Annotated in this window: 22 protein-coding genes; 17 read left to right on the top strand and 5 right to left on the bottom strand. The window is 53.4% G+C overall.

All coding sequences use genetic code 11. The annotated features are described in order from the left end of the window. Both AC5FXY_RS08930 and AC5FXY_RS08925 read left to right on the top strand, forming a co-directional pair. The coding region (locus AC5FXY_RS08930) for a hypothetical protein (RefSeq protein WP_493556315.1) at positions 1-534 on the top strand (534 nt) is incomplete at its 5' end. Between the two features lie 381 nt (positions 535-915). After that, positions 916-2,232: a DUF4435 domain-containing protein gene (locus AC5FXY_RS08925; protein WP_493556314.1), complete on the top strand. Its 1,317-nt coding sequence runs from the start codon at positions 916-918 to the stop codon at positions 2,230-2,232. Between the two features lie 230 nt (positions 2,233-2,462). Here AC5FXY_RS08925 and AC5FXY_RS08920 read toward each other — a convergent pair whose 3' ends face one another. From AC5FXY_RS08920 to AC5FXY_RS08910, 3 genes are read right to left on the bottom strand one after another with little or no spacing between them, the layout of a single operon-like run. After that, positions 2,463-3,080, bottom strand: coding sequence for a hypothetical protein (locus AC5FXY_RS08920; protein WP_493556313.1), 618 nt, complete (start codon positions 3,078-3,080; stop codon positions 2,463-2,465). Positions 3,081-3,103: 23 nt separating this feature from the next. Continuing rightward, positions 3,104-3,733, bottom strand: a complete 630-nt coding sequence (locus AC5FXY_RS08915; RefSeq protein WP_493556312.1) for a hypothetical protein — start codon at positions 3,731-3,733, stop codon at positions 3,104-3,106. A gap of 5 nt (positions 3,734-3,738) precedes the next feature. Next, entirely contained in the window at positions 3,739-5,850 is a 2,112-nt protein-coding gene (locus tag AC5FXY_RS08910; RefSeq protein ID WP_493556311.1) for an ATP-binding protein, read from the bottom strand. Positions 5,851-6,039: 189 nt separating this feature from the next. On the opposite strand from AC5FXY_RS08910, the gene AC5FXY_RS08905 reads away from it, so the two are divergent. Then, a complete protein-coding gene (locus AC5FXY_RS08905) occupies positions 6,040-7,329 on the top strand; it encodes a DNA cytosine methyltransferase (protein ID WP_493556310.1) in 1,290 nt (429 codons plus the stop codon). Between the two features lie 7 nt (positions 7,330-7,336). On the opposite strand, the gene AC5FXY_RS08900 is transcribed toward AC5FXY_RS08905, so the two are convergent. Further along, positions 7,337-7,651, bottom strand: a complete 315-nt coding sequence (locus AC5FXY_RS08900; RefSeq protein ID WP_493556309.1) for a hypothetical protein — start codon at positions 7,649-7,651, stop codon at positions 7,337-7,339. Between the two features lie 205 nt (positions 7,652-7,856). Here AC5FXY_RS08900 and AC5FXY_RS08895 point away from each other — a divergent pair, with 205 nt between their 5' ends. The 4 genes from AC5FXY_RS08895 to AC5FXY_RS08880 all read left to right on the top strand — a co-directional run bounded on the left by AC5FXY_RS08895 (position 7,857) and on the right by AC5FXY_RS08880 (position 13,139). Next, positions 7,857-9,209, top strand: a complete 1,353-nt coding sequence (locus tag AC5FXY_RS08895) for a tyrosine-type recombinase/integrase (RefSeq protein WP_493556308.1) — start codon at positions 7,857-7,859, stop codon at positions 9,207-9,209. Positions 9,210-9,550: 341 nt separating this feature from the next. After that, complete coding sequence (locus AC5FXY_RS08890) at positions 9,551-9,958, top strand: hypothetical protein (protein WP_493556307.1); 408 nt, start codon at positions 9,551-9,553, stop codon at positions 9,956-9,958. Positions 9,959-9,989: 31 nt separating this feature from the next. Beyond that, positions 9,990-10,673 (top strand): hypothetical protein, encoded by a 684-nt coding sequence (locus AC5FXY_RS08885; protein ID WP_493556306.1) that lies wholly within the window; start codon positions 9,990-9,992, stop codon positions 10,671-10,673. Positions 10,674-10,814: 141 nt separating this feature from the next. Beyond that, complete coding sequence (locus AC5FXY_RS08880) at positions 10,815-13,139, top strand: endonuclease (RefSeq protein WP_493556305.1); 2,325 nt, start codon at positions 10,815-10,817, stop codon at positions 13,137-13,139. A gap of 298 nt (positions 13,140-13,437) precedes the next feature. Here the strand turns inward: AC5FXY_RS08880 and AC5FXY_RS08875 are convergent, their stop codons facing one another. Further along, positions 13,438-13,731 carry a GNAT family N-acetyltransferase gene (locus AC5FXY_RS08875; RefSeq protein ID WP_493556304.1) on the bottom strand — a complete coding sequence of 98 codons (294 nt, stop codon included), beginning with the start codon at positions 13,729-13,731 and terminating at the stop codon, positions 13,438-13,440. Positions 13,732-13,870: 139 nt separating this feature from the next. Here AC5FXY_RS08875 and AC5FXY_RS08870 point away from each other — a divergent pair, with 139 nt between their 5' ends. The 10 genes from AC5FXY_RS08870 (at position 13,871) to AC5FXY_RS08825 (ending at position 20,779) form a co-directional block, all read left to right on the top strand. Beyond that, positions 13,871-14,056 carry a hypothetical protein gene (locus AC5FXY_RS08870; RefSeq protein ID WP_493556303.1) on the top strand — a complete coding sequence of 62 codons (186 nt, stop codon included), beginning with the start codon at positions 13,871-13,873 and terminating at the stop codon, positions 14,054-14,056. A gap of 17 nt (positions 14,057-14,073) precedes the next feature. Beyond that, positions 14,074-14,343: a hypothetical protein gene (locus tag AC5FXY_RS08865; RefSeq protein ID WP_493556302.1), complete on the top strand. Its 270-nt coding sequence runs from the start codon at positions 14,074-14,076 to the stop codon at positions 14,341-14,343. A 236-nt stretch (positions 14,344-14,579) separates the two neighbouring features. Continuing rightward, complete coding sequence (locus tag AC5FXY_RS08860; protein ID WP_493556301.1) at positions 14,580-15,338, top strand: ferritin-like domain-containing protein; 759 nt, start codon at positions 14,580-14,582, stop codon at positions 15,336-15,338. Positions 15,339-15,382: 44 nt separating this feature from the next. Then, a complete protein-coding gene (locus AC5FXY_RS08855; protein ID WP_493556300.1) occupies positions 15,383-16,273 on the top strand; it encodes a ferritin-like domain-containing protein in 891 nt (296 codons plus the stop codon). Between the two features lie 130 nt (positions 16,274-16,403). Beyond that, positions 16,404-16,745 carry an ArsR/SmtB family transcription factor gene (locus AC5FXY_RS08850; protein ID WP_493556299.1) on the top strand — a complete coding sequence of 114 codons (342 nt, stop codon included), beginning with the start codon at positions 16,404-16,406 and terminating at the stop codon, positions 16,743-16,745. 46 nt (positions 16,746-16,791) lie between these two features. Next, a complete protein-coding gene (locus tag AC5FXY_RS08845; protein ID WP_493556298.1) occupies positions 16,792-17,367 on the top strand; it encodes an ArsI/CadI family heavy metal resistance metalloenzyme in 576 nt (191 codons plus the stop codon). Between the two features lie 71 nt (positions 17,368-17,438). Continuing rightward, entirely contained in the window at positions 17,439-18,212 is a 774-nt protein-coding gene (locus AC5FXY_RS08840) for a metallophosphoesterase family protein (protein WP_493556297.1), read from the top strand. A gap of 19 nt (positions 18,213-18,231) precedes the next feature. Further along, positions 18,232-18,762 carry a GNAT family N-acetyltransferase gene (locus AC5FXY_RS08835; RefSeq protein ID WP_493556296.1) on the top strand — a complete coding sequence of 177 codons (531 nt, stop codon included), beginning with the start codon at positions 18,232-18,234 and terminating at the stop codon, positions 18,760-18,762. Further along, a complete protein-coding gene (gene arsB, locus AC5FXY_RS08830) occupies positions 18,759-19,841 on the top strand; it encodes an ACR3 family arsenite efflux transporter (RefSeq protein WP_493556295.1) in 1,083 nt (360 codons plus the stop codon). Before AC5FXY_RS08835 ends, arsB begins: the two co-directional genes overlap by 4 nt. 122 nt (positions 19,842-19,963) lie before the next feature. Continuing rightward, positions 19,964-20,779, top strand: a complete 816-nt coding sequence (locus AC5FXY_RS08825; protein ID WP_493556294.1) for a universal stress protein — start codon at positions 19,964-19,966, stop codon at positions 20,777-20,779. Positions 20,780-20,791 lie beyond the last annotated feature (12 nt).

The following is a 20,791-nucleotide window of genomic DNA, read 5'->3' as shown; positions in this document are numbered from 1 at the left end:
ATCGTGAAGGTCACCCGGCAGGTAGACGGCCAGCAGCGCACCTGGACCCAGACCTACGCCACGGAAGCCCGCGGCGAATTCCAAATCTCGTACGGCTTTTCCTTCATCGGCCAGATCTGGGACAAAGAGCGGGTGTACTACGCCGCCCCCACCGATTCGGTCTACACCATTCGCCGGGAGAAAGGCCGCAACCGCCTGGTATTCGCCCCATCGCTGTTCTTTACCTGGATGCCAGCCAAGTCCCGCTACACGGACTTTTCCCTGGGCCTGTCCGGCGGCCTGGGCTTCGATGCCGCCCGCCCCACCATCTTCCTGGGCCCGACGCTCTCCTTCAACCAGAACATCAAGCTGCACGCCGGCTTGGTGGCCCACCAGCAGCGCGTGCTGCTCGGCCGGTACGAGGAGAACCAGCGCGTCGCGGAGCCGCTCACGGAAGCGCAGCTGCACTCCAACAATTACGTCATCAACCCTTTCGTCTCCCTCTCCTTCCGCTTCAGCGAGGCGCCGTTCAACCGGGCGCAGGGGCAACAATAAGTTGCAATGAGCAAGCTTACGACACTCCAACTACCTAAATCAGGTGTACCACACGACAACATTGGCATTGCTGTTGAGGCACTGGGACCTGTTGTTGTGATAGGGGCTAATGGCTCAGGCAAGACTCGGCTAGGGGTCTGGTTAGAACTATCGGGGCCTCAACAAAAAGTAGTACATCGGGTTGGGGCGCAAAAGTCATTGTCCTTTCCTGACTCAGTCAGTCCCATACCTGCAGAAAACGCCCTATTAGGTCTGCTATATGGCGTTAATCCTAAGTATCCTTCGGAGATAAGCAGCTTTAAAAGCTACTCAACTAGTAACCCTGGACATCAGAGGGATACCAAAATACAGCGCAAATGGGGAAAGGCGCCTGCAGTATCTATGCTGTCAGATTTTGAACAGCTGCTTGTTTATCTCTCATCTGAAGAATACGAGGAGAGCCTAGCCTATCGTCAGCAAGCGAAGGACCCACTGAAGCGTGATGCTCCGAAAGAGACGAAACTGGATCGTATCAAAATGATATGGGAACAGGTATTTCCTCACCGCGAGTTAATTATAAAAGCAGGGACCGTTGATGCGAAATCAAAGGAACCGTCCGCGTCAACCTACAAAGCCAGTCAGATGAGCGATGGGGAGCGAGTGGCGTTTTACTTGATTGGGCAATGCTTGGCAGCACCGGCTGACGGCATCGTCGTCGTTGACGAGCCAGAAGTTCATTTGCACCGGGTAGTTCAGGCCCGCTTGTGGGACGCCATCGAGCAGGAACGCCCCGACTGCATCTTCGTGTACTTGACCCACGACTTAGATTTTGCCGCCTCCCGCACAGAAGCTAAGAAAATCTGGCTCAAGAGCTACAACAACGAAACTTGGGAATGGCAGGAGGTGCCTTCCCAATCTGAGGGCCTTCCCGAGGAGGTGTTGCTCGCCATTCTGGGAAGCCGCAAGCCGGTGCTTTTCACCGAAGGAGACCGGGGCGGTACCGAGCAGGCTATCTTCTCCCGCTTATACCCTGGTTGGACTATTATGCCCCGGAGCGGCTGCGATCAAGTCATTCGTTCCACGCAGGCCTTTCGCACCTTGCGTCCTCTGCACGGCATCGAATGCCAAGGCATCATCGACTTGGACTACCGCACCCAGCGGGAAGTAGATTCGCTCCAGGCTGAGGGCGTGCACGTTCTTGAAATACAAGAAATAGAAAGCCTGCTGCTGATAGAACCAGTGCTGCAACTGGTCGCTGATCACGCCTATGCTAGTTCAATGATCGACGACATACCTGCCGAGATTGTCCGCAAAGTCAAAGAGTTTTGCTTCAATCAGCTTCGCCAACACCGCGAACTGCTGGCATCTCGCAAAACTGCGTGGGAGCTGGAGAAGCACCTGCACCAGATTGACCGAACCGTCATGGGCATTGCCGCGCTCGAGAAGGTTCGCGACAGCACGGCTCGGTTTGACGTGGCTACTATCTACACCAAGTTTGAGCAGGAAATTGAAGAAGCTTTGACCACTCAAGACTACGCTGCACTGCTCCGTTTGTACAACAATAAGGGTTTGGCAAAGCAGGTAGGTAAGTTTTTCGGCACACAAAACTATCCTGACTTTGTCAAGCGCCTTATCAGCAATGGCGGAGGTGAGAACATTGTCCAAGCATTACAAGCGGCATCACCCGTTCTGCCCCAGATTCAAACGCAGAATCCGTGAGCTACGGCCCTCGATGTTCTGATACTGCTTTACTTGGTTCTAGTTGGCTTAGCTGCGCTCGGCTATGGGCTGTACAAAGGTTGCCTGTGGGTGTGGCAGCACGTGCAGCATTGGCTGCAATGATATGTCCTCAAACCATTAAAGGCACTATTTGAAAAGCAGTTGCAGTGATTCTAACGGTTTCGATAATCGTGATTTAACAAATACTCTTGTAGCATATCTGATGTCGCTTAGGTAAGCACAAAGCGAGAAGATTCTATGCTGTCGCAATCATGAAATTCCAGTAAATACATGTTTTCTAGCAAGCGTATAGCAGTAATCTCCATATCCATCTGCCTGTATTCATCATATTGCCGTAAATACTCCTCTTTCATGAACTCAACTGCCTTGGTCAAAGTAATTGCTGAGTTTAAAAAAGCAAGCAAAGCTACGTTTTCACAATAGATGAACACTCTCTGATCTTCCTCATTATAAGGCACTATCACCAGATCGCTATAACCGACATATCCAAAGCACCGCTCGTCAATCAATGCTTGTTTAAGCTGTTTAGCGGAATGACAGCTAACTGTATATATTAAGCTTTCTTGAAAACAATAAGCATTGTTTAAATGCACGTAGCCGTTAGGTGCTGCGGTTGAGCACAAAGCATTGGGCCGCCCATGTGAGTAGGCTACAAATATAAAAGGCCTGCCGTCAAACCTTGATATAGCACGTTCGACACTTTCAGCAGTACAATTCTCTCCGTCAAGCACGACTGTATTGTACTTATCTAACGTGACACCCAGCCGCAGATACTCCAAAGACATCTGGCAATTGTCTCCGATATCCTCTGCAAGATTGTCGGACACGATAAGAATATTAATCATGAATATTAACCAATTCTAGATTTATCTCTTTTCAAAATCTCAATAGCTCCTCTTAAAACCAAGCCAACCATTTCTTCCCCCACTTTGCCACGACCGGTTCTTATTGATTGAAGTATTTCAATTAAGTTGTATGATTTACCGGAAGAGCGATCGAGCATAAATGGCTTCAGACGATCTTCGGGTGGTTGGCGTAAAACCCATTCTTCCAAAGCGCAATCTACTCTTAATGCAAAGCTACTCTCAGCTTTCTTAACCAAATCTATAATATCATCAGCATCTGAGTCTCTGTTAATTAGATACCATGCATGGCCGTTTATTAACTTGATAAGATCAAATTGGTTAGCATCTTCAGCGCTACCAGTGACAATAATGAAACAAACGAGAGAGCTTTGCCTTTCGATCCGCTCAAACACTTCGAAGCCTAGAGGTTTCCCGTTAAAGCGTAGATCTAGCAAAACAATTAAACGTTCCGATAGATTCTTCTCTAGAAACTCGGCTCCTTTATTTGGGTCCTCAAACATAACAACCTTATCGTGGCCGTACTCCATGATTAGGAAATCTATCAAAGGTTCCATCTCTGGTGACCTTATATCATCATCGATCATGACGATATAGGGCCTTAGTTTAATCGACATACAATCTAGTGTTTGAGTGGAAGCGTAAGTTTAAAGCTAGCTCCTTTAGGCTTAAAAACCGAATCAACTAGATCAATCGTGCCATTTAAAGCGTTCATCCGAGTTCTGGCAATAAACAACCCTAAGCCGGCACCGCCCTCATCTGCAGTTGTTGTCTTGAACATTTCGAATAGATTCCCCGCGATTTTGTTATCAACTCCAACTCCATTGTCAGAGAATATAATATTTAAGTCACCATTATCTACATAGCTTTCACAGAGTATCACTTTGTTTTTTTCTTTTTTTAGAGCTTTTATAGAGTTTGCAGCCAAATTAGTCAAGACATCCTCCAAAAACTTTCGTTTACCCGTAAGCTGAATATTGTCTTTTACATCAATCTCAACCTTAATCCTCTCTTGTTCTAATATCACTTCATATGAGTCACCTAGAACACTAGAGATTAAATCATGAACAAAGAACTCACTATCATCAAGGCTAGTTTTCGAATAACTGAGCATAAAGCTTACCAACGAAGTAATTTTAACAGACTGTCTATATATAAGATTAGCATAACTAAATTTCTTATCGCTTAACTCCGGGTTATCGTGATATTTAATAATAAACTGAGAAGCATGTTTTACAGGAGCAATTGCGAATCTTATTCCGTGCGCCAATTCACTTGCAAAGTCCTGCATTGACATCAAACTTAGATACAATGCTTCTTTTCTGAGGAATTCCTTTTCGGACTCCTGATTACTTTTAACTCCATCAACAACCATACTCCTAGCCTTTTTTGCTTTAGCGATTGTGGGAGCCAACATCTCTTTCAATTCGGGCATGTCCCGAACAATTTTGTTAAGAGTTTCACCGATTTCCTTGACGTCGTTCGACGCCAATTTCAGGTTGTCGTTTTGTTGCTTTTTAACTTCTGCCCTAACATCATCACGCCAGTCCGCTATTTGATCGAGCTGCTCAATGATGAAATCTTTTAGGGATCTATACTCCACGTTATCTACAAAGTCTTGCCTATTCGTAGCATCAATAATAAAGGGGTTATCGGCTTTGGTAATATTTATGACAGCAACAAATTCTCTACTAGATAGTCGATTGAACGCGTCACGGTACCGGCGTTTGTCAATCCCTAAAACATCGCGTCGTCTGTCAATACCACTCTCATACTCTGCAAAAGGGGTACAAATGACTCCATCCCTATATATTTTAGCCCCTTCTATATAACCTTCAGTAGTTTTATACTTTGACTTGAACTGTTTTTTTGCATCACTGTCAAAATAATAAAAATCAATTTCTACAGGACCAAATACAAATTTGTCAAAATGCTTAATTTCAAAAACCCCTTTTTGTTGATTATAAAATAACTTACCCTGTTTGTTGTTTTTTTCATCGTATGCTACTTTAACACTTACTGTTGCCATTTTCTCAATGGGATAGGCCTGAACATGCTTATTATCCACACCTAATTCAGGAGCATGTATGTATACCTCAAATGGAGGATCAATCCTAACTAACGGAGGCAAGATTCGCCCTAGTTGATTATCTAAACGCATAAGCACTTCTCTATCCCAAGCCTCATGAAGCATGGTAATAATGAGCTCTGTACCATGGCCTTCAGCAAAAATATTATCATCTTCAATATATCTATATTCGTTTTCAAGATCGGTAAAAAGAACCTGCTGTGTATTGCCCTCCGCTAGACGTTCGTATTCCTCCCAATTTATTGTAACACACAATATTTGCTCGTCTTGATTTCTCTTGGTTCTAATCTGTAAATATCCACCAAGTTTATCCGTTGCGAAACGCCCTACTCCCTTCTCTCCTATATACCTTCTATTGAATGGATCAGGCGAATAGAGTGATTTTCTTTTACTCGCTGTACCTACAACTAGCCATTTGTTGCGCACGTCTTCTATGCTCATTCCAACACCGTTATCTCGAATGATAATGGTGCTTTTATAACTACGCTGCTGAACATCGAAAAATTCGACCTGAACGCAGGTGGAATTAGCATCATAACAATTCTTGACTAATTCAAAAAGAGCGGTTACCCTGTCAGTGATCAGGCCTCTTCCAAGTAGTTTGAACGTGCTGGCGTCGAACCGCCACTTTAGTTTACCGCTCATGGTTGACTTTAACTAGTGTTCCAGCTCACTGTAGGAGCATTGCATCTTTGGTTGATTGCAGTACTAGTGACAAGCAAGCTAAAATCGTTTGCACAATGCCATGTTGTGTACCAACAACATGATCAAATATAACGAAGTCTATCATTCGCCTCCCCGATTATGGGGCTAGTTCGCTAACTTTGGTTAGGCTTGAGTAAGCTTAAGCTGAACGACAATTGCATGACAAGCACTACAAATAAGACGGTAGCAGATTTTTTCGCTGGTATTGGCTTGGTTAGCTATGGGTTAGCTAAGCAGGGCTGGACTACTAAGTACGCGATAGACTATAGTGAACAAAAGCAAGAAATGTATGAGGAGCACTTTGGCAAAGGACACTACCATCTACTGGACGTTGCTAAAATTAGTGGCAAAGACGTTCCCACGGTAACTCTAGCCCACGCTTCGTTCCCATGCACTGACATGTCCGTTGCTGGCGGGCGCGAAGGATTCGCCGGTGTCCAGTCGGCTTCTCTTTGGAACTTTGCACGCATCATCAATGAAATGGGCGAACGGAAACCCCCTTTACTCTTATTAGAGAACGTTGAGGGTCTACTTAGCTCTCATGATGGGCGTGACCTCAGCGACATGCTCATGGTGTTGAACGATCTTGGATATGTTGTAGACATAGTGTTAATCAATGCCGCTCATTTTGTTCCCCAAAGCAGAATTAGAATGTTCATCATTGGGAAGCTAAATTATACAGCACAACATCTACCAGAATTAGCTGCTGTATTGGCCAAGCAGTCATCAGCACGCCCTCCTAAGCTGAAGAAGTTCATTCTTCAGCACCAGCAGATAGCTTGGCACTTGCACAAGCTACCCGAGCTACCAGAAAGAAAACTACAGCTGGTAGACATTATTGATCATTCTCAGGACTGGTGGCCCAAAGACAGAACTGATTACCTGATAAATCAAATGTTTCCTCGTCATCGGGCAGTTGTAGAAGAGAAGATTCACGGGGACGAGTACACCTACGGGACTGTTTTCCGCCGGATGCGTAAGCGCGACGGGAGAAGTCAATCAACAGCAGAATTGAGAGTTGATGGCGTTGCTGGCTGCCTCAGAACGCCCAAGGGCGGCAGCGCAAATCAAATACTGGTTCGCATTGGCAAAGGAAGCACGGAAGCAAGGCTACTTAGCGCCAGAGAGTGTGCTAGATTGATGGGTGCAGCAGATTACAAGCTGGACGCTAACTTAGGCTTCAGGCAGGCACTTTTTGGCTTTGGTGATGCCGTATGCGCTGATGTAGTAGCATGGCTGGCTGAGCATTACCTAAATCATTGGGCTACAATGCAGCACAAAACTGAACTTGCAACCTCACAACAAGCACTAGAAAAAATTAAGCTTGTAGAGCTTTTAGATAAGTACAACGAAAGACTGCTAGTTAAGGAAGCAGCTAATGAGCTGGCCCTACCTAACTGGTACCGTGTAAAGAGGTAGCTTACAGTTAGCTACTTACCGATTCTACTATAACTACGTTACCTCTTAGTAACTCATCAATATCTCGGCCAACAAACGTACGGCCGCTAAGCTTAACCAACTCGGCCATAGCGGAGAGGTTGACGCCTTCCTCATTATCAAATATGGAATAAGCTACGTAATCAGAGCCACAGGCAAGCACATCTACTAAGCTCATTTCACAACCCAAAGCATCAGCTATTATTAGGTTAATTTTTGCGTACCCGTTCTTATCTGGTAGTGAAAAACCAATTCCCGAAAGCTGCTTTGGCAGATGATCCGGTTGATGTAAGGTAACTTTCACTGACATGGGATCTGGTAACGGCTGTGTTCTTCAAGCCGCCTTCTTCTGATTGTGGAAATGCAAAGTAACGCTGTAATGGATCGATCCAGATGCATGCTTTTCGACATTCTAAAGTATACTAGCCACTTCAAGCACATACGAGGGTCAGGAGCCTTGTTGTGAAGATTGCAACGCTGCTTCCTCGTATCAATAGCCTAGCTATTTTATGAAGGTGACTTACCAAATTCGTGATGACAAGACTAACAAACAGGGCTTCTCTCCTATTCAAGCCACCATTTGCTGGCAAGGCAACCGCGTACGGGTATTTACCACCGAGTCATGCCGGAAAGCGCACTGGGACGAAGCAGGCGGCTTAGTTATCTACAAACCGGGCAATCATTCCTCAACTATCAACGACACGCTTAGCAGCATTAGGACTGCTGCCCAGCGTGTGGCCGAGAAAGCTCACAACGAACGGCGAAAGCTGCCTAAAGAGGAACTACTTGATGTCATCGAGGCTATCACCAAGCCCATCAGAATAGCCCCCGAGACTAATCCAACCCCAGTGCTGGCTCAGCCGCTTAATGGCCGGGCAGAGTTCTTTCAACTGATGCACCACTGGATTGAACACTACGGCAAAAAGGTCAACCCGCGCACCTATAAGGCCATCCCCAAGCGTACCATTGAGGCGTTCTACTCTACCATGCACCGCTTTGAACAGTTCGCGGCAGCGAAGGCTTACCCGCTTACCTTGGAAGGCATGACCCCTGAGTTTTACGATGCTTTCCGCGCCTACATACTGGAGGATCTGGGTCAGGAAATAAACACCTTCGGTAAGCACATCAGCCGCCTGCGCACTTTTCTGGAGTGGTGCGAAGAACAGGATCTGCCCGTGAACCGGCGCTTTCGCAAGTTCGTAGCGCCTTCGCTATATGTCGGCGTTGATGCGCTAACCGAGCAGGAATTGCGCCGCCTGCAGGCGCTGGACTTTGCCGCGCCTGAGGTGCAACAGCGCTTGCTGGAACTGCGCGGCGATACCCACCAGAAAGGCCACGACGCAAGTCAATGGAGCGTGCAGCAATGGGCTGCGCACGTGGAGCTAGCCCGGGATAAGTTTCTGCTGTGCGCCTACACCGGTCTGCGCATCAGCGACGCCGACCTGGTCAGCTGGCGGCACGTGCGCGACCAAATCATCCGCATCCGCGCCGGCAAGACGCAACAAGACTGCTACATTCCGTTCTACGACGACGACCTGTTCCAGCCCGTTACGCTGGCCAACAAGTACGAAGGTCGCTCGCCCGAAGGGCTGCTCGTGCCGGTGTGTTACCGACTAAATGATCATCTGAAGGTGGTGCAGCGGCTGGCTGGCATCAAGCGCCTGGATTTGACAAGCAAAATCGGCCGCAAAACGTTCGTAACGCTAAAGCTTTACCAAGGCGTGCCAGCCCGGCTTATCATGCAAGCAACCGGCCACACCACGGAGAAAGCTTTCAACCACTACGTGGGGGTTGATACCCTCAAACTCCTGCAGGAGTTTATGCGCAAATCCCCCGGCTTACGGCGCAGCACCGCGGCGTAATGGGTGGCAGATTTGGGTGGCAGATTCCCTGGATTGCAGTTCCCACACCTTCCCTGGCTTTCCGCTGCGGTACCCCAACTGGAACTTGAACGCAGATTCTACGGGAAGCGCTGCGAACCTTTGGCCACCTTGTAAATCCTGGCGCGACCACATTTTTAGCTTCAATGTTTCCCTGCCCGATCTTTTTCCAAGGTCGGGCAGCGCTGTTTTGGGGGCGACAGTAAGCTAGGTAGTCCTCAGGGCGAACTTACCCAGGGAATCGGTACTGAAACGTGTTGTTGCAGCTACTGCCTCGTTGACTGCCGTAAGCATTAGTCTTTCATTGACTACCTCGGTCAACCATGGACCAATACAAAAAGTGGGAACCCACTATCAAGCTAATGCCAGCCAATAGCAGTATGATGGGAGTGGTTCGTTCGATGAATGACTCTTCCACCGGCGTGATGGTAGGTGATGATTTGATGACGTCTGATAAAGCGGTTGTCGCCAACGCCATCAACTCATCAGAACACCCCTTGCAGTTTTTGGCGCTGAAGGCCACCGATGCAGTATCGACGCGGCATAGCACCGGGCCGATTCTGGTGTTTAAGCCTCCCAACGACGCCTTCAGAATACTGGTAAAAAAGGCTTTCCCATGCGTATGGAAAGGCCTTCTGGGCAACACCCACTGCGGAACACGCAAGGATTTGGTGCGCAAAAAGAGCGTATCATTTATCCAATGTTCAGTTTGGCCGTATAAGGGCCACTGAATGTTTCCTTCATTCCCAACTTTGACCTACCATGTTTAAGAAAACTGTTTCTATTCTCTCCCTGGCCTTAGCCCTGTGTACCGTAGCCAGCGTGGCCGAAGCTCAGACCGTAAAATCGAAGTCGGATGCTGAGAAAACCAAGACGACCGATGCCGACGGCACTACTGTCAAGGTAAAGAATGATGACAACGGCAACGTGAAGCTGAAAGGCAAAACCGAAGCTGGTGATAAGATGAAATCGAAGGTGAAGCCCATGAACGGGACCACCATGGATGGCTCTACCGGCACCTCGGGTTCGTCGGGCACCTCTACTGGCGGTTCGATGATCAACTCTTCGGGCTCCATGAACAACTCTTCTTCGGGTACTATGACTGGCTCAGGTACTGACACCAGCACTGGTACCGGCACTGGTACCGGCACTAATACTTCCACGGGCACTACTGGCACCTCTACGGGTACTTCCACCGGCACCGAAACCAACTCATCGGGCACGATGAATGGTACGGGTACCATGAACAGCACGGGTACGATGAATTCGTCTACCGGCACTTCTACCGGCACCAGCACTTCGGGCTCGATGGATTCCTCTTCGGGCACGACCACCATGGACGCGGCTGCCCCGGCTCCGGCCGATGATATGCGCGTTGGCCGCCGCATGAAGCCGAGCAAAGAATCCAAGAAAAAAGACAAGATGAAGATGAAGTCGGAGATGTAAGTCGTTGATTGACTTCTCCGTCGGTAGCGGCGGCTTTGGGTAAGACAACCCGAAGCCGCCGCTATTATTTTTTATTAATACTGGGGTGCTAACTAGATGGTTTTACGACCTTTGCCGGCGTTTTCTCTGACAAACACACCCATGAAACAGCTACTACTCGCCTTTTGGGCAGCTTGCCTAAGCCTGGGCTTGGCAACGGCCCAAACGGTGCCGCCGGTGCCGGCAGCGCCGCCCGCCAACCTGCAGGGCCAAGCGCTGCGCACCTGGCTGCAGCAAAACTGGTACGACGGCAAACGGACCGTGCTCAGCTACTCGGCCGCCCGCGCCAAAATGTACAACTACACCGACAACTTCAACAACACGGTAACGTGCGTGTACTCGGGGTATCAGGTGGCGCGGCCCTTGAATTACAACAATACCAGCACCAGCATTACCAATATCAACTGCGAGCATACGGTGCCGCAGTCGTGGTTTGACGAAGCGGTGCGCATGCAGTCCGACATCCACCACCTGTTTCCGACGGTGATTCAGTGGAACTCTGACCGGGGCTCGGACCCGTTCGCCGAAATTCCGGATGCGCAGACCACCAAGTGGATCCGTGGGCTGAGCAGCCAGCCCACTATCCCGACCGCCAACATCGACGAGTACAGCGAGGACACCAACTCGCAATTTGAGCCGCGCGAAGACCACAAGGGCAACCTGGCCCGCGCCATCTTCTACTTCTACACCGTGCACGCGGGCCAGAACTTCGACCCAGGCAAGGAGCTGATTTCGGCCGCGGCCAGCCCGGCCACGCTTTACCAGTGGCACCTGCAGGACCCGGTGGACGCGCAGGAGCAGGAGCGCAACCGCCGCGTGGCCGCCAGCCAGGGCAACTTCAACCCTTACATTAACGACCCTTCCCTCGTCGCCCGCGCCTGGGGCTTCCAGCCAGCCGGCCCAGTGGTAAGCTTTGCGGCAGCATCCGGCAGCATTGCCGAAGGCAACGCTGGCACGAGCACGTACACACTTACGCTCAACGTGAGCCCCGCCCCCACTGCCACTGGCACGGTGCAGGTAGCCGTGGATGCCACCAGCTCTACGGCCACGGCCGGAACCGACTACTCGTTTAGCACCCAGACGGTGACCTTCGCCGCCGGCCAAACCCAACAGACGGTAACCGTAACGATTAATGGTGACACCCAACCGGAAGCCGATGAAGTGGTGCGTTTCACCCTGCAAACGCCGACCGGCGGCCTGGCTACCGGTTCGCCTATCAGCCACGACCTTACCATTACCAACGACGACGGCGTACCGCCTACCCTGAACTTTGCCAGCGCGACGGGCTCCATAACGGAGGGCAACACGGGCACCAGCACGTATTCAGTAAACGTAGCACTGAGCGGCCTCGCGCCAACAGCCAGCTTCACTGTGCCAGTTACGGTGGTAGCATCGGGCACCACGGCTAGCGCCTCGGATTACGTGCTGGGCACCAGCTCGCTGAGCTTCCAGGCTGGCCAAACCAACCAGACGCAAGCCGTTACGCTTACCATCAACGGTGACGTGCTGCCCGAGGGCGATGAATTTGTGGTGCTACGCTTGGGCCAGCCTAGCTCGGTCGATGTAGTGCTTGGCCAAACCATCGTGCACACGCTCACCATCACCGATGATGACCTGCCGCCGGCCGGCGCGGCTTGCTCGCGGCCGTTCTTCTCGCAGTATATCGAGGGCGCCGTGGGCAATACCAAGGCCATTGAGATTTACAACCCGGCTTCTTACCCGTTCAACCTGAGCGGGATGCGTGTGCAAACGTACACCAACGGCGGCACTACTCCCATGTACACCCTGAACCTGACGGGCACACTGGCCCCGGGCGAAGTGTATGTTATTGCCAATGCGCAGTCGGAACAGTCGGTAATCGATGAATCGGATATCACCTCCGATGTTACCTTCTACAACGGCGACGATGCTATTGCTTTGTTCCTGGGCTCCGATACGCTGGACGTCATTGGGCGAATCGGGCAGCGCCCCACCGGCAGCTGGTCCATCCCCGGGGGCGGCAGCACCGCTGACAATACGTTGATCCGCCGGCCCACCGTGAGCCGTGGCAACACGCGCTGGGCTACTGCCGCCGCCGAGTGGCAAGCCATGGGCGTGGGCAACTACGCTGGTCTGGGCACGCATACGTCTACGGCCTGCACGCCTACGTCGTCGCGCCCGCTTCAAACCGTCCACAATGGCTTGCAGGTATTCCCGAACCCCACTTCGGGCAGCTTTCAGGTTCGCATCGAGGAGTTGACGGGGCGCCACACCGCCGAGGTGGAGCTGTTTGATGCCGTAGGGAAGCGCGTGCTGCACCGCACCCAGCTTCTGACCGGCGCCGAAACCGTTACTGTGGTAGTGGAGACGTTGCCAGCAGGCCTTTACACCGTGCGCGTCACGGCCAATGGCTTGCAGTACACCGGTCGCGTAGCCGTACAGCGGTAACGGGTTCAAATTACTGGTGATCGAACAGCCCGGACGTGCATACGTCCGGGCTGTTTGCTTTTTCTAGCCTGTCTGGTAGGTAGCTGATTACCACTTTACGCCGTGCTGGGTGTGCTATGCACGAGACAAGCAGCACTGGTCAGCTACAGTACCCGAAAGCGTTTAAGCAGTGGCGAGGTATTCGGGCATTTCTTAGCCGGGCAGCTCTGCGAGGAGTCCGCAGAGCTGCCCGGCTTTCATTTGGGCCGTGAATTCGCATGCCGCTTGGCGCAGAGCCAGCTCGGCACCGCCCCAGGTGTTATTCGCTTGCCGAGGCGTCGGCCAGCAGATCCTGGTATTGCGCTTGGTGACGCTGAACGAACTTGGCCATGTAAGGACAAGAGGTGCGCACACGCAGCTGCTCACTGCGGGCCCAGTCCAGCGCTTGCTTGGCCAGCGTATCGGCGGCGCCTTTACCACGCAGGCCTTCATCAACGAAGGTGTGGTCAAAATCGACAATGCCCTGCTCCGGACGGCTATAGGAAAGCTCGCCCTCGTAGCCGCTGGAGGTCAGATAAAAGGTCTGGTCTTCGGTTTGGTGTTCGACGTGCATAAGCTGGATGTACTAGCGTGAAGGCGCGGCCTATCAGCCACCGCAGGCCGCGCGCCAAGCGCCACGACCTTCTGGCGGTATTTTACGTAAAAAGTACCTGCCGTTGCTGCTGCAACGGCATTGTTAATCTAACCGCGCTATGAATCCCCTTACTGCTCCTACCCACCCTGAGTTGTCGCAATCCGTTACGGTTCGGCAAAATTCCCCCACCCCAACCACAACCACCAACACGCTTTCTACCGTCCGGCCTGACAAGCCGGAACCTCGTGCGCGCTACTGGGAGCAAATGGACCCCACCAGCCGCAGCTTTTACCCACTCGATTAATCTTTCTGCTCCACGCCATGCATCAACAATATCCCATGCAATCTTCGGACGAGTCGGGTAAGCCGCGCAAGTACGTTTCGGCGGAAGAAAATCAGCGCGACCAGCAGGACGAAGGCACGTCCTCCTCTCTGCTCGACCGCGAAACCCATGGGCAGGTCCTGGATCAACCCGCGCCCGATGACGATACCTCAGACTTTACGTCGGACCTGAACCAGCCGGCCTCGCAGCATATTGGCAACGACGAGCTTGCCCCCGGTGAAGAAAACCGCGCAACGCTTTCGGAGTAGGCTGTTCGGCCACTGAAACTCAAGCCCTGGCCGTTGGTGCCGGGGCTTTTTTTGTGACCCCGGCAGAACTGCCTGCGTTAGCGCATTGCTTCCCCGATACCTGCTTGAATTGGTTGACACAAAAGGCAGTTAATAGCTAAAATTTTGAAAATAAATAAGTTACTCAACAATACCAATTGACAGCAGAGCTTGTAAATTGATAAAATCATTTTTTTTCAATCCTAAATCCTAAGAATATGTTAAAAAACATGGACGAGAAGACCGCGGCCGAGGAAGCTACGGTTGAACCACAGAACCTGCTTCTGCGCCGGTCCTTTTTACGTTTCACCGGGGCGGGCTTAGCCCTTGCTGGACTCTTCTTGGCTGGCTGCGATGACAAGGCCTTGGACGAAGAACTTAGCGCGGCGGCTAAGAGTGAGGACAGCCACCATCGCGTGAACGTCGGCAGCGGCGACTTTGGGGTTCTCAATTTTGCTTACGCACTGGAGCAGTTGGAAGCAGCTTTCTATGCGCAAGTATTGCATAGCAGGTACTTCGCTTCGGCCAACCCAGGAGAACAGGCTATTCTACAGGATTTGGCAGTGCATGAACGTATCCACAAGGAATTCCTGAAAGCGGCCATTACTGCTAATGGAGGTACCCCAATCATGGACCTTGAGCCGGATTTTACGTCTATCAACTTCAACAGCCGCATTAGTGTATTGACCGCAGCCAAGGCATTTGAAGACCTGGGAGTGGCAGCGTACAATGGCGCCGGCCCGCTAATCAGTAATCCGGTATATCTAGGCTTAGCAGGCAAAATTGTGTCGGTGGAAGCCCGGCACGCGGCCCTTATTCGGGACGTGCTTGATTTCGGCACCTTCGTGGGCCCCGACGTTGTGGATAGAAGCATAGGATTGGAAAAGTCGCTGCGGCCCCAGCAAGTAGCGGCCAGGGCCAACTTATTCCTGATGCGAGGCTCCAAGCTCGATGTCAGTGATTTGCCCCGGTCCTAGTCCCGCCCAATCTTATCATTTCCGAATCGTCAATACCTGTACCCATGAATATTTTAAACCTGATTACCGAAATCGAACGAGTAGACCCGGAGGTTTACGAGCGACTTGACCAGCGCCGCACCATGTTCCGCCACTTCGCTGGGTTCGGCAAAAAGTTGGCAGCAGCGGCCGTACCTCTGGCTATGGGCTCGATGATGCAGAAAGCCTACGGGCAGTCGCCGGGCTTGGGGCAGCAAATTAGGGACGTGTTGAATTTTGCCCTCAAGCTGGAGTACCTCGAGTTTTACTTTTACCAGATGGGGCTGGATACCCCGGGCCTGCTCACGGGCCGGGTGCGTAACTCCATTGCAATCATCCGCACTGATGAGCGCAACCACGTCGCTTTCTTGCGTTCGGTCCTGCTCCGGGCTGCCATTCCTGACCCAGGCTCTCACGCCTTCGACTACACTGGCTCTAAGGGAGGTACGCGGGCGGCACTGCTTCCCGATGTATTCACTAACGTGGAAACCTTCTTAGCCTTGGCTCAGGCCTTCGAAGATACCGGCGTGCGAGCTTACAAGGGCGGTGCACCGCTGCTGATGAGAAACAACACTATTCTGGAGGCAGCGCTCAATATTCATTCCGTGGAAGCGCGCCATGTGTCCCACATCCGCACCCTGCGCCGTGGGGGCCCAAGAGCTCTGCCAGGTCCTCTTACTTCCAATCCTAAGAGTTGGATTTCGGGTGACGACGATGGTGGCCCTGCTCCCTCAATTACGGCTCCCGTGTACGGGCCCGGTCAGCCAGCCAGTGAATATCCTAGCGAGGCCAACATAATCCAAGCAGGCGTTGATCTGACCACTTTTGGCGTAACCGCGGCCGAAGCTTCGGAGTCGTTTGACGAACCCCTAGACATGCAAACGGTACTATCGATTGCATCAAATTTTATCAAGTAGGCATGTCTTACCTCAATGAAACCCGGGGTAGCCGCGTGGCTACGCCGGGTTTTTCATGTAAGCAAAATGGTGAAAAATGTTTGGAAGCATTTTTATATGACGTATGTTTACGTTATACTTCATAAATATTATGACTTACGCCAAAGTATCGGAGTTCACCGAGGCCCAGCAACAGCTGGCCCGCGTCGCCAAAGCACTAAGCCATCCGGCGCGGGTAGCCATCATTGAGCTGCTGGCCGCCAAGAAAACGTGTATTTCGGGTGACATTGCCGCCGAGCTGCCGCTTTCGCGCACCACCGTGTCGCAGCACCTGCAAGAGCTCAAGGCCGCGGGCCTCATCCGCGGCGACATCGATGGGCTAACCGTGTGCTACTGCCTCGATACCGAGTTACTGGCCCGGGTACAGGCTCAGTTTCGCGCTTTTTTCGATCAGGCTACCTGCTGCGAAGGCCCAGCCAGCTGCGGGTGCTAGCCCCATTGGCTTTTCTTTTTCTCACCTACCCTACTGCTTTCTGACTATGGAAACTCCCGTTTTTCCCCGCATGCACGTCTCGCTGTACGTGTCGGATCTGACCGCTACGGTCAACTTTTACACAGCCTTTTTTGGGCAGCCGGCGGCTAAGATCAAGCCTGGCTACGCCAAGTACGTGCTCGACGCACCTTCGCTGATCATCTCCTTCGTGCAAAACCCCGAGCGCGTCGCCAGCAACTTCGGCCACCTAGGCTTTCAGGTAGCGACGGTGCAGGAAATGGAGCTGCGGCTGGAAGCAGCCCGCAAAGCCGGCTTGGTAGCCCGCGAAGAAATGGGCACTGCCTGCTGCTACGCCAAGCAGGACAAATTCTGGGTAAATGACCCCGACGGCGTGGAGTGGGAAGTCTACTACTTCCACGAAGACGCCGAATTCAATGACCCACGCTACCAAGCCGAGTACGACCAGGCCCAGTCCAGCCAGTGCTGCATAGCGCCGGCGGCCAAAGCAACGCCGGTAGCCGAGGAAGTGCTGACCACCGCGCCGATGGCCTTCACGCTGGTGGATGCCACGCCAGCTTCAGGCGCGGCGCTGGCCTGCACTCCCGGCGGCGGTTGCTGCTAATCCTTAACCGGCGCGGCCCCACGGAGCCGCGCCGGTTGCTTGTCTGACCTGTCTGATTTCACCTCCTGACCATGACAATTGCTTTTTTCTCCGACGTACACGCCAACCTGCCTGCTCTTCAAGCCGTGCTAGCCGACATGGACCAGCGCCGGCCCGATATGATCTTTTGCCTGGGCGATTTGGTGGGCTACGCTCCGTGGCCCAACGAAGTCATTGCGGAAGTGCGCCGGCGTGGCATTCCTACCCTGGCCGGCAACTACGACCAAGGTATTGGACTGGCCAGTGAGAACTGCGGCTGCGCCTACAAAACCGATGTAGAAAAAGGCCTGGGCGCCCAGAGTATTGCCTACACCAACCAAGTAGTGGGCCCCGATGAGCGGCGCTACCTGCGCCACTTGCCCAAGCACATGCGGCTGGAGTTTCAGGAGGAGCCCTGCACGCTCAAGCTGCTGATGGTGCACGGCTCGCCGCGCAAAATCAACGAGTACTTGTTTGAGGACCGCCCCGAAGCCAGCTTTCTGCGGGTGCTGGCCGAGGCCGAGGCTGACATTCTGCTTTTCGGCCACACCCACAAGCCTTTCCACCGCACCTTCGCCTACGAGTACGAGGGCCAGACGCACTACCGCCATGCCTTGAATATCGGCTCGGTGGGCAAGCCAAAGGACGGTGACCCGCGTGCGGCTTACCTGCTGCTGCACCTCGACGAAAACACCCGCCTCACCGACCCGCAGAGCGTGCGCTCCGAGTTGGTGCGTGTGCCTTACAACGTGGAGCAAGCCGCCCAAGCCGTGGAAGCATCGCCCCTGCCCAACGAGTACGCCGATATGCTCCGCAACGCCTACTAAGCCTTTTTCTCTCCCTGCCATGACTCTTTACCCCCTCACCGAAGCGCACTGGCCGGCAGTGCGCCGCATCTATCAAGCTGGCATAGCCACCGGCAATGCCACACTGGAAACCCAGGCGCCGGAGTGGCCTGCCTGGGATGCCGCCCACCTGCGCCACAGCCGCTTCGTCGCGCTCGATGATGCTGATCAAGTGCTGGGCTGGGCTGCCCTGAGCCCAGTATCGGGGCGCTGCGTGTACGGCGGCGTGGCCGAGGTGAGCGTGTACATCGCTCCTGAAGCCCGCGGACAGGGCGTGGGGCTGCGGCTGCTGCAGGCGCTGGTGCAGGAATCGGAAGCCAACGGCATCTGGACCTTGCAGGCCGGCATCATGCAGGAAAACGCGGCCAGCCTGGCCTTGCACGCCAAGGCGGGCTTCCGCACCATCGGCTACCGGGAGCGAATCGGGCAGCTGCACGGGCAATGGCGCAGCGTGGTGCTGCTGGAACGGCGCAGCGCCGTGGTCGGCGTGGATGCCTTGGTTCCGGCTCCGGCCCAAATCAACTCATTATGAATCAACTAACCTCGTCAATACCGCCTAGTAGTGCCATAGCCCGCAAGAAGCTGTCCGGCCTAGACCGTGGCCTCACGCTGTGGATATTCCTTGCCATGGGCTTGGGCGTGGCCATCGGCTATTTCGCGCCCGGCACGGCCCGAGTGCTGGATTATTTCCAGGTGGGCACCGTGAACGTACCCATTGCCATTGGCCTAATTCTGATGATGTACCCGCCACTGGCCAAAGTGAAGTATGAACAGCTTGGGCACGTCTTTCGCAATGTGCGCATCATCGGTTTGTCGTTGGTGCTGAACTGGGTGGTGGGCCCGCTGCTGATGTTTGGGCTGGCCACGCTCCTGCTGCCCGACAAACCCGAGTACATGATCGGGCTGATTCTGATCGGCATAGCGCGTTGTATTGCCATGGTACTGGTATGGAACGACCTAGCCGACGGCGACCGAGAATACGCAGCGGGCCTAGTGGCGCTGAACTCCATCTTCCAGGTGTTCTTTTACAGCCTACTAGCTTGGCTGTTTATTACTGTGCTACCGCCTTGGCTGGGCCTGCGTGGCTACACCGTCGACATCGGTATCGGCGACATCGCCCAGAGTGTGCTTACCTACCTGGGCATCCCGTTTGCGCTGGGCTTTCTGTCGCGGGTGGTGCTGCGTCGCCTTCGCGGCGACGCTTGGTACGAACAGGTATTTGTGCCGCGCATCAGCCCCATTACGTTGCTGGCGCTGCTGTTTACCATCGTGGTAATGTTCAGCCTAAAGGGCGAGCTGATCGTGCGCATTCCGCTGGATGTGGTACGCATTGCGGTGCCGCTCGTGCTGTACTTCGGCATCATGTTCGTGCTCAGTTTTGTGGCCGGCAAGTGGCTAGGAGCTGATTACGCCCAGAATACGTCCATTGCCTTCACGGCCACCGGCAACAACTTTGAGCTGGCCATTGCCGTGGCCATCGGGGTATTTGGGCTGAATTCGGGCCAAGCCTTTGCTGGCGTGGTGGGGCCGCTGATCGAAGTACCGGCCCTGATTGCGCTGGTCAACGTGGCCTTTTGGTTTCGGCGCAAGTACTACCCTGGCCGTGACTAAGCCGCCGGAAAAGCGTGGCAGCCGTAAGGATGATTTTTGTCAGACTTAACCGCCTAGTAACACGCCGGTTGTAAACTGCGGCATCAATGCACTGCTTCCGGTGCCGGCTTCCGCTCTTCGCTATGCTCACGCTGCTCGTACTTACTGATTTTTCGCCCGTCGCCGACCACGCCCTGCGCTACGCGGCTGCCTTAGCCGCGCCGGCTGGTGCCCACTTAGTGCTGCTACACGTGCGCCCCTCGCTGCTCAGCTCCCGCGCCTTCACCACGCCGCAAGCCGATTTAAGCGAATCGGAAGCCAATGACCAGCTGCAACAGCGCCTGCGCACCTTGCCGGCGGGGCTGCGCACTACCTGCGCCCTCGAAAAGGGGGATGTGGAAGATGAGCTGGCCGCGGCCGTCCGCCGCTACCACGCCTCGTTGGTGGTGGTAGGGCGCCCCGATTTCAGCAACATGCAGCCTGCCGTTGTCAATACGACTTCAATGGATGTGCTGCGGGAAGTAGCCTGTCCGCTGCTGGTAGTGCCCGTGAATGCCCACGGCCAGGTGCCACCCCGGCAAGTGCTGCTGGCTGTGGATGATCAGCCGCTGCCCACTACCCGCACCACTTCCGAGCTGCAGTCCTTGCTGGCCCAAGCCGCGCTTACAGTTCTCTTTGTGGCACCCGATGAAATGGGCGACGACCCCACCTACGCGTTTGCCAATGCTCAGGGGGCAGGCCTCACCGATGGCTTTGCCAGCACGCAGGCGCGTGGCTTTTTCCACCCCGAACCAGCGGTGGGCATAGCTGATGCCACTGCTATGTTGCAGCCCGATTTGCTGCTGCTGGTGGCCCGACGCCGCAGCTTCCTCGGTGGCTTGTTTCACCAAAGCGTAACCGCGGCGGTAGTCCGCGACGCCCGCCTGCCCATCCTGGTGCTGCCCGAGCTGGCCAACTAGCCTCTTTCTCGC

The organism is Hymenobacter sp. FMD4 (genome assembly GCF_058932745.1).
This window is presented reverse-complemented; position numbering and strand designations above follow the sequence as displayed.

What these genes read in the sequence shown, in the direction of transcription:
- AC5FXY_RS08875 (WP_493556304.1), bottom strand. Translation starts at nt 13,731, where the DNA reads ATGCACGTCGAACACCAAACCGAAGACCAGACCTTTTATCTGACCTCC.
- AC5FXY_RS08865 (WP_493556302.1), top strand. Translation starts at nt 14,074, where the DNA reads ATGCATCAACAATATCCCATGCAATCTTCGGACGAGTCGGGTAAGCCG.
- AC5FXY_RS08850 (WP_493556299.1), top strand. Translation starts at nt 16,404, where the DNA reads ATGACTTACGCCAAAGTATCGGAGTTCACCGAGGCCCAGCAACAGCTG.
- AC5FXY_RS08925 (WP_493556314.1), top strand. Translation starts at nt 916, where the DNA reads ATGCTGTCAGATTTTGAACAGCTGCTTGTTTATCTCTCATCTGAAGAA.
- AC5FXY_RS08860 (WP_493556301.1), top strand. Translation starts at nt 14,580, where the DNA reads ATGTTAAAAAACATGGACGAGAAGACCGCGGCCGAGGAAGCTACGGTT.
- AC5FXY_RS08855 (WP_493556300.1), top strand. Translation starts at nt 15,383, where the DNA reads ATGAATATTTTAAACCTGATTACCGAAATCGAACGAGTAGACCCGGAG.
- AC5FXY_RS08835 (WP_493556296.1), top strand. Translation starts at nt 18,232, where the DNA reads ATGACTCTTTACCCCCTCACCGAAGCGCACTGGCCGGCAGTGCGCCGC.
- AC5FXY_RS08880 (WP_493556305.1), top strand. Translation starts at nt 10,815, where the DNA reads ATGAAACAGCTACTACTCGCCTTTTGGGCAGCTTGCCTAAGCCTGGGC.
- AC5FXY_RS08910 (WP_493556311.1), bottom strand. Translation starts at nt 5,850, where the DNA reads ATGAGCGGTAAACTAAAGTGGCGGTTCGACGCCAGCACGTTCAAACTA.
- AC5FXY_RS08840 (WP_493556297.1), top strand. Translation starts at nt 17,439, where the DNA reads ATGACAATTGCTTTTTTCTCCGACGTACACGCCAACCTGCCTGCTCTT.
- AC5FXY_RS08890 (WP_493556307.1), top strand. Translation starts at nt 9,551, where the DNA reads ATGGACCAATACAAAAAGTGGGAACCCACTATCAAGCTAATGCCAGCC.
- AC5FXY_RS08885 (WP_493556306.1), top strand. Translation starts at nt 9,990, where the DNA reads ATGTTTAAGAAAACTGTTTCTATTCTCTCCCTGGCCTTAGCCCTGTGT.
- arsB (WP_493556295.1), top strand. Translation starts at nt 18,759, where the DNA reads ATGAATCAACTAACCTCGTCAATACCGCCTAGTAGTGCCATAGCCCGC.
- AC5FXY_RS08915 (WP_493556312.1), bottom strand. Translation starts at nt 3,733, where the DNA reads ATGTCGATTAAACTAAGGCCCTATATCGTCATGATCGATGATGATATA.
- AC5FXY_RS08825 (WP_493556294.1), top strand. Translation starts at nt 19,964, where the DNA reads ATGCTCACGCTGCTCGTACTTACTGATTTTTCGCCCGTCGCCGACCAC.
- AC5FXY_RS08845 (WP_493556298.1), top strand. Translation starts at nt 16,792, where the DNA reads ATGGAAACTCCCGTTTTTCCCCGCATGCACGTCTCGCTGTACGTGTCG.
- AC5FXY_RS08870 (WP_493556303.1), top strand. Translation starts at nt 13,871, where the DNA reads ATGAATCCCCTTACTGCTCCTACCCACCCTGAGTTGTCGCAATCCGTT.
- AC5FXY_RS08895 (WP_493556308.1), top strand. Translation starts at nt 7,857, where the DNA reads ATGAAGGTGACTTACCAAATTCGTGATGACAAGACTAACAAACAGGGC.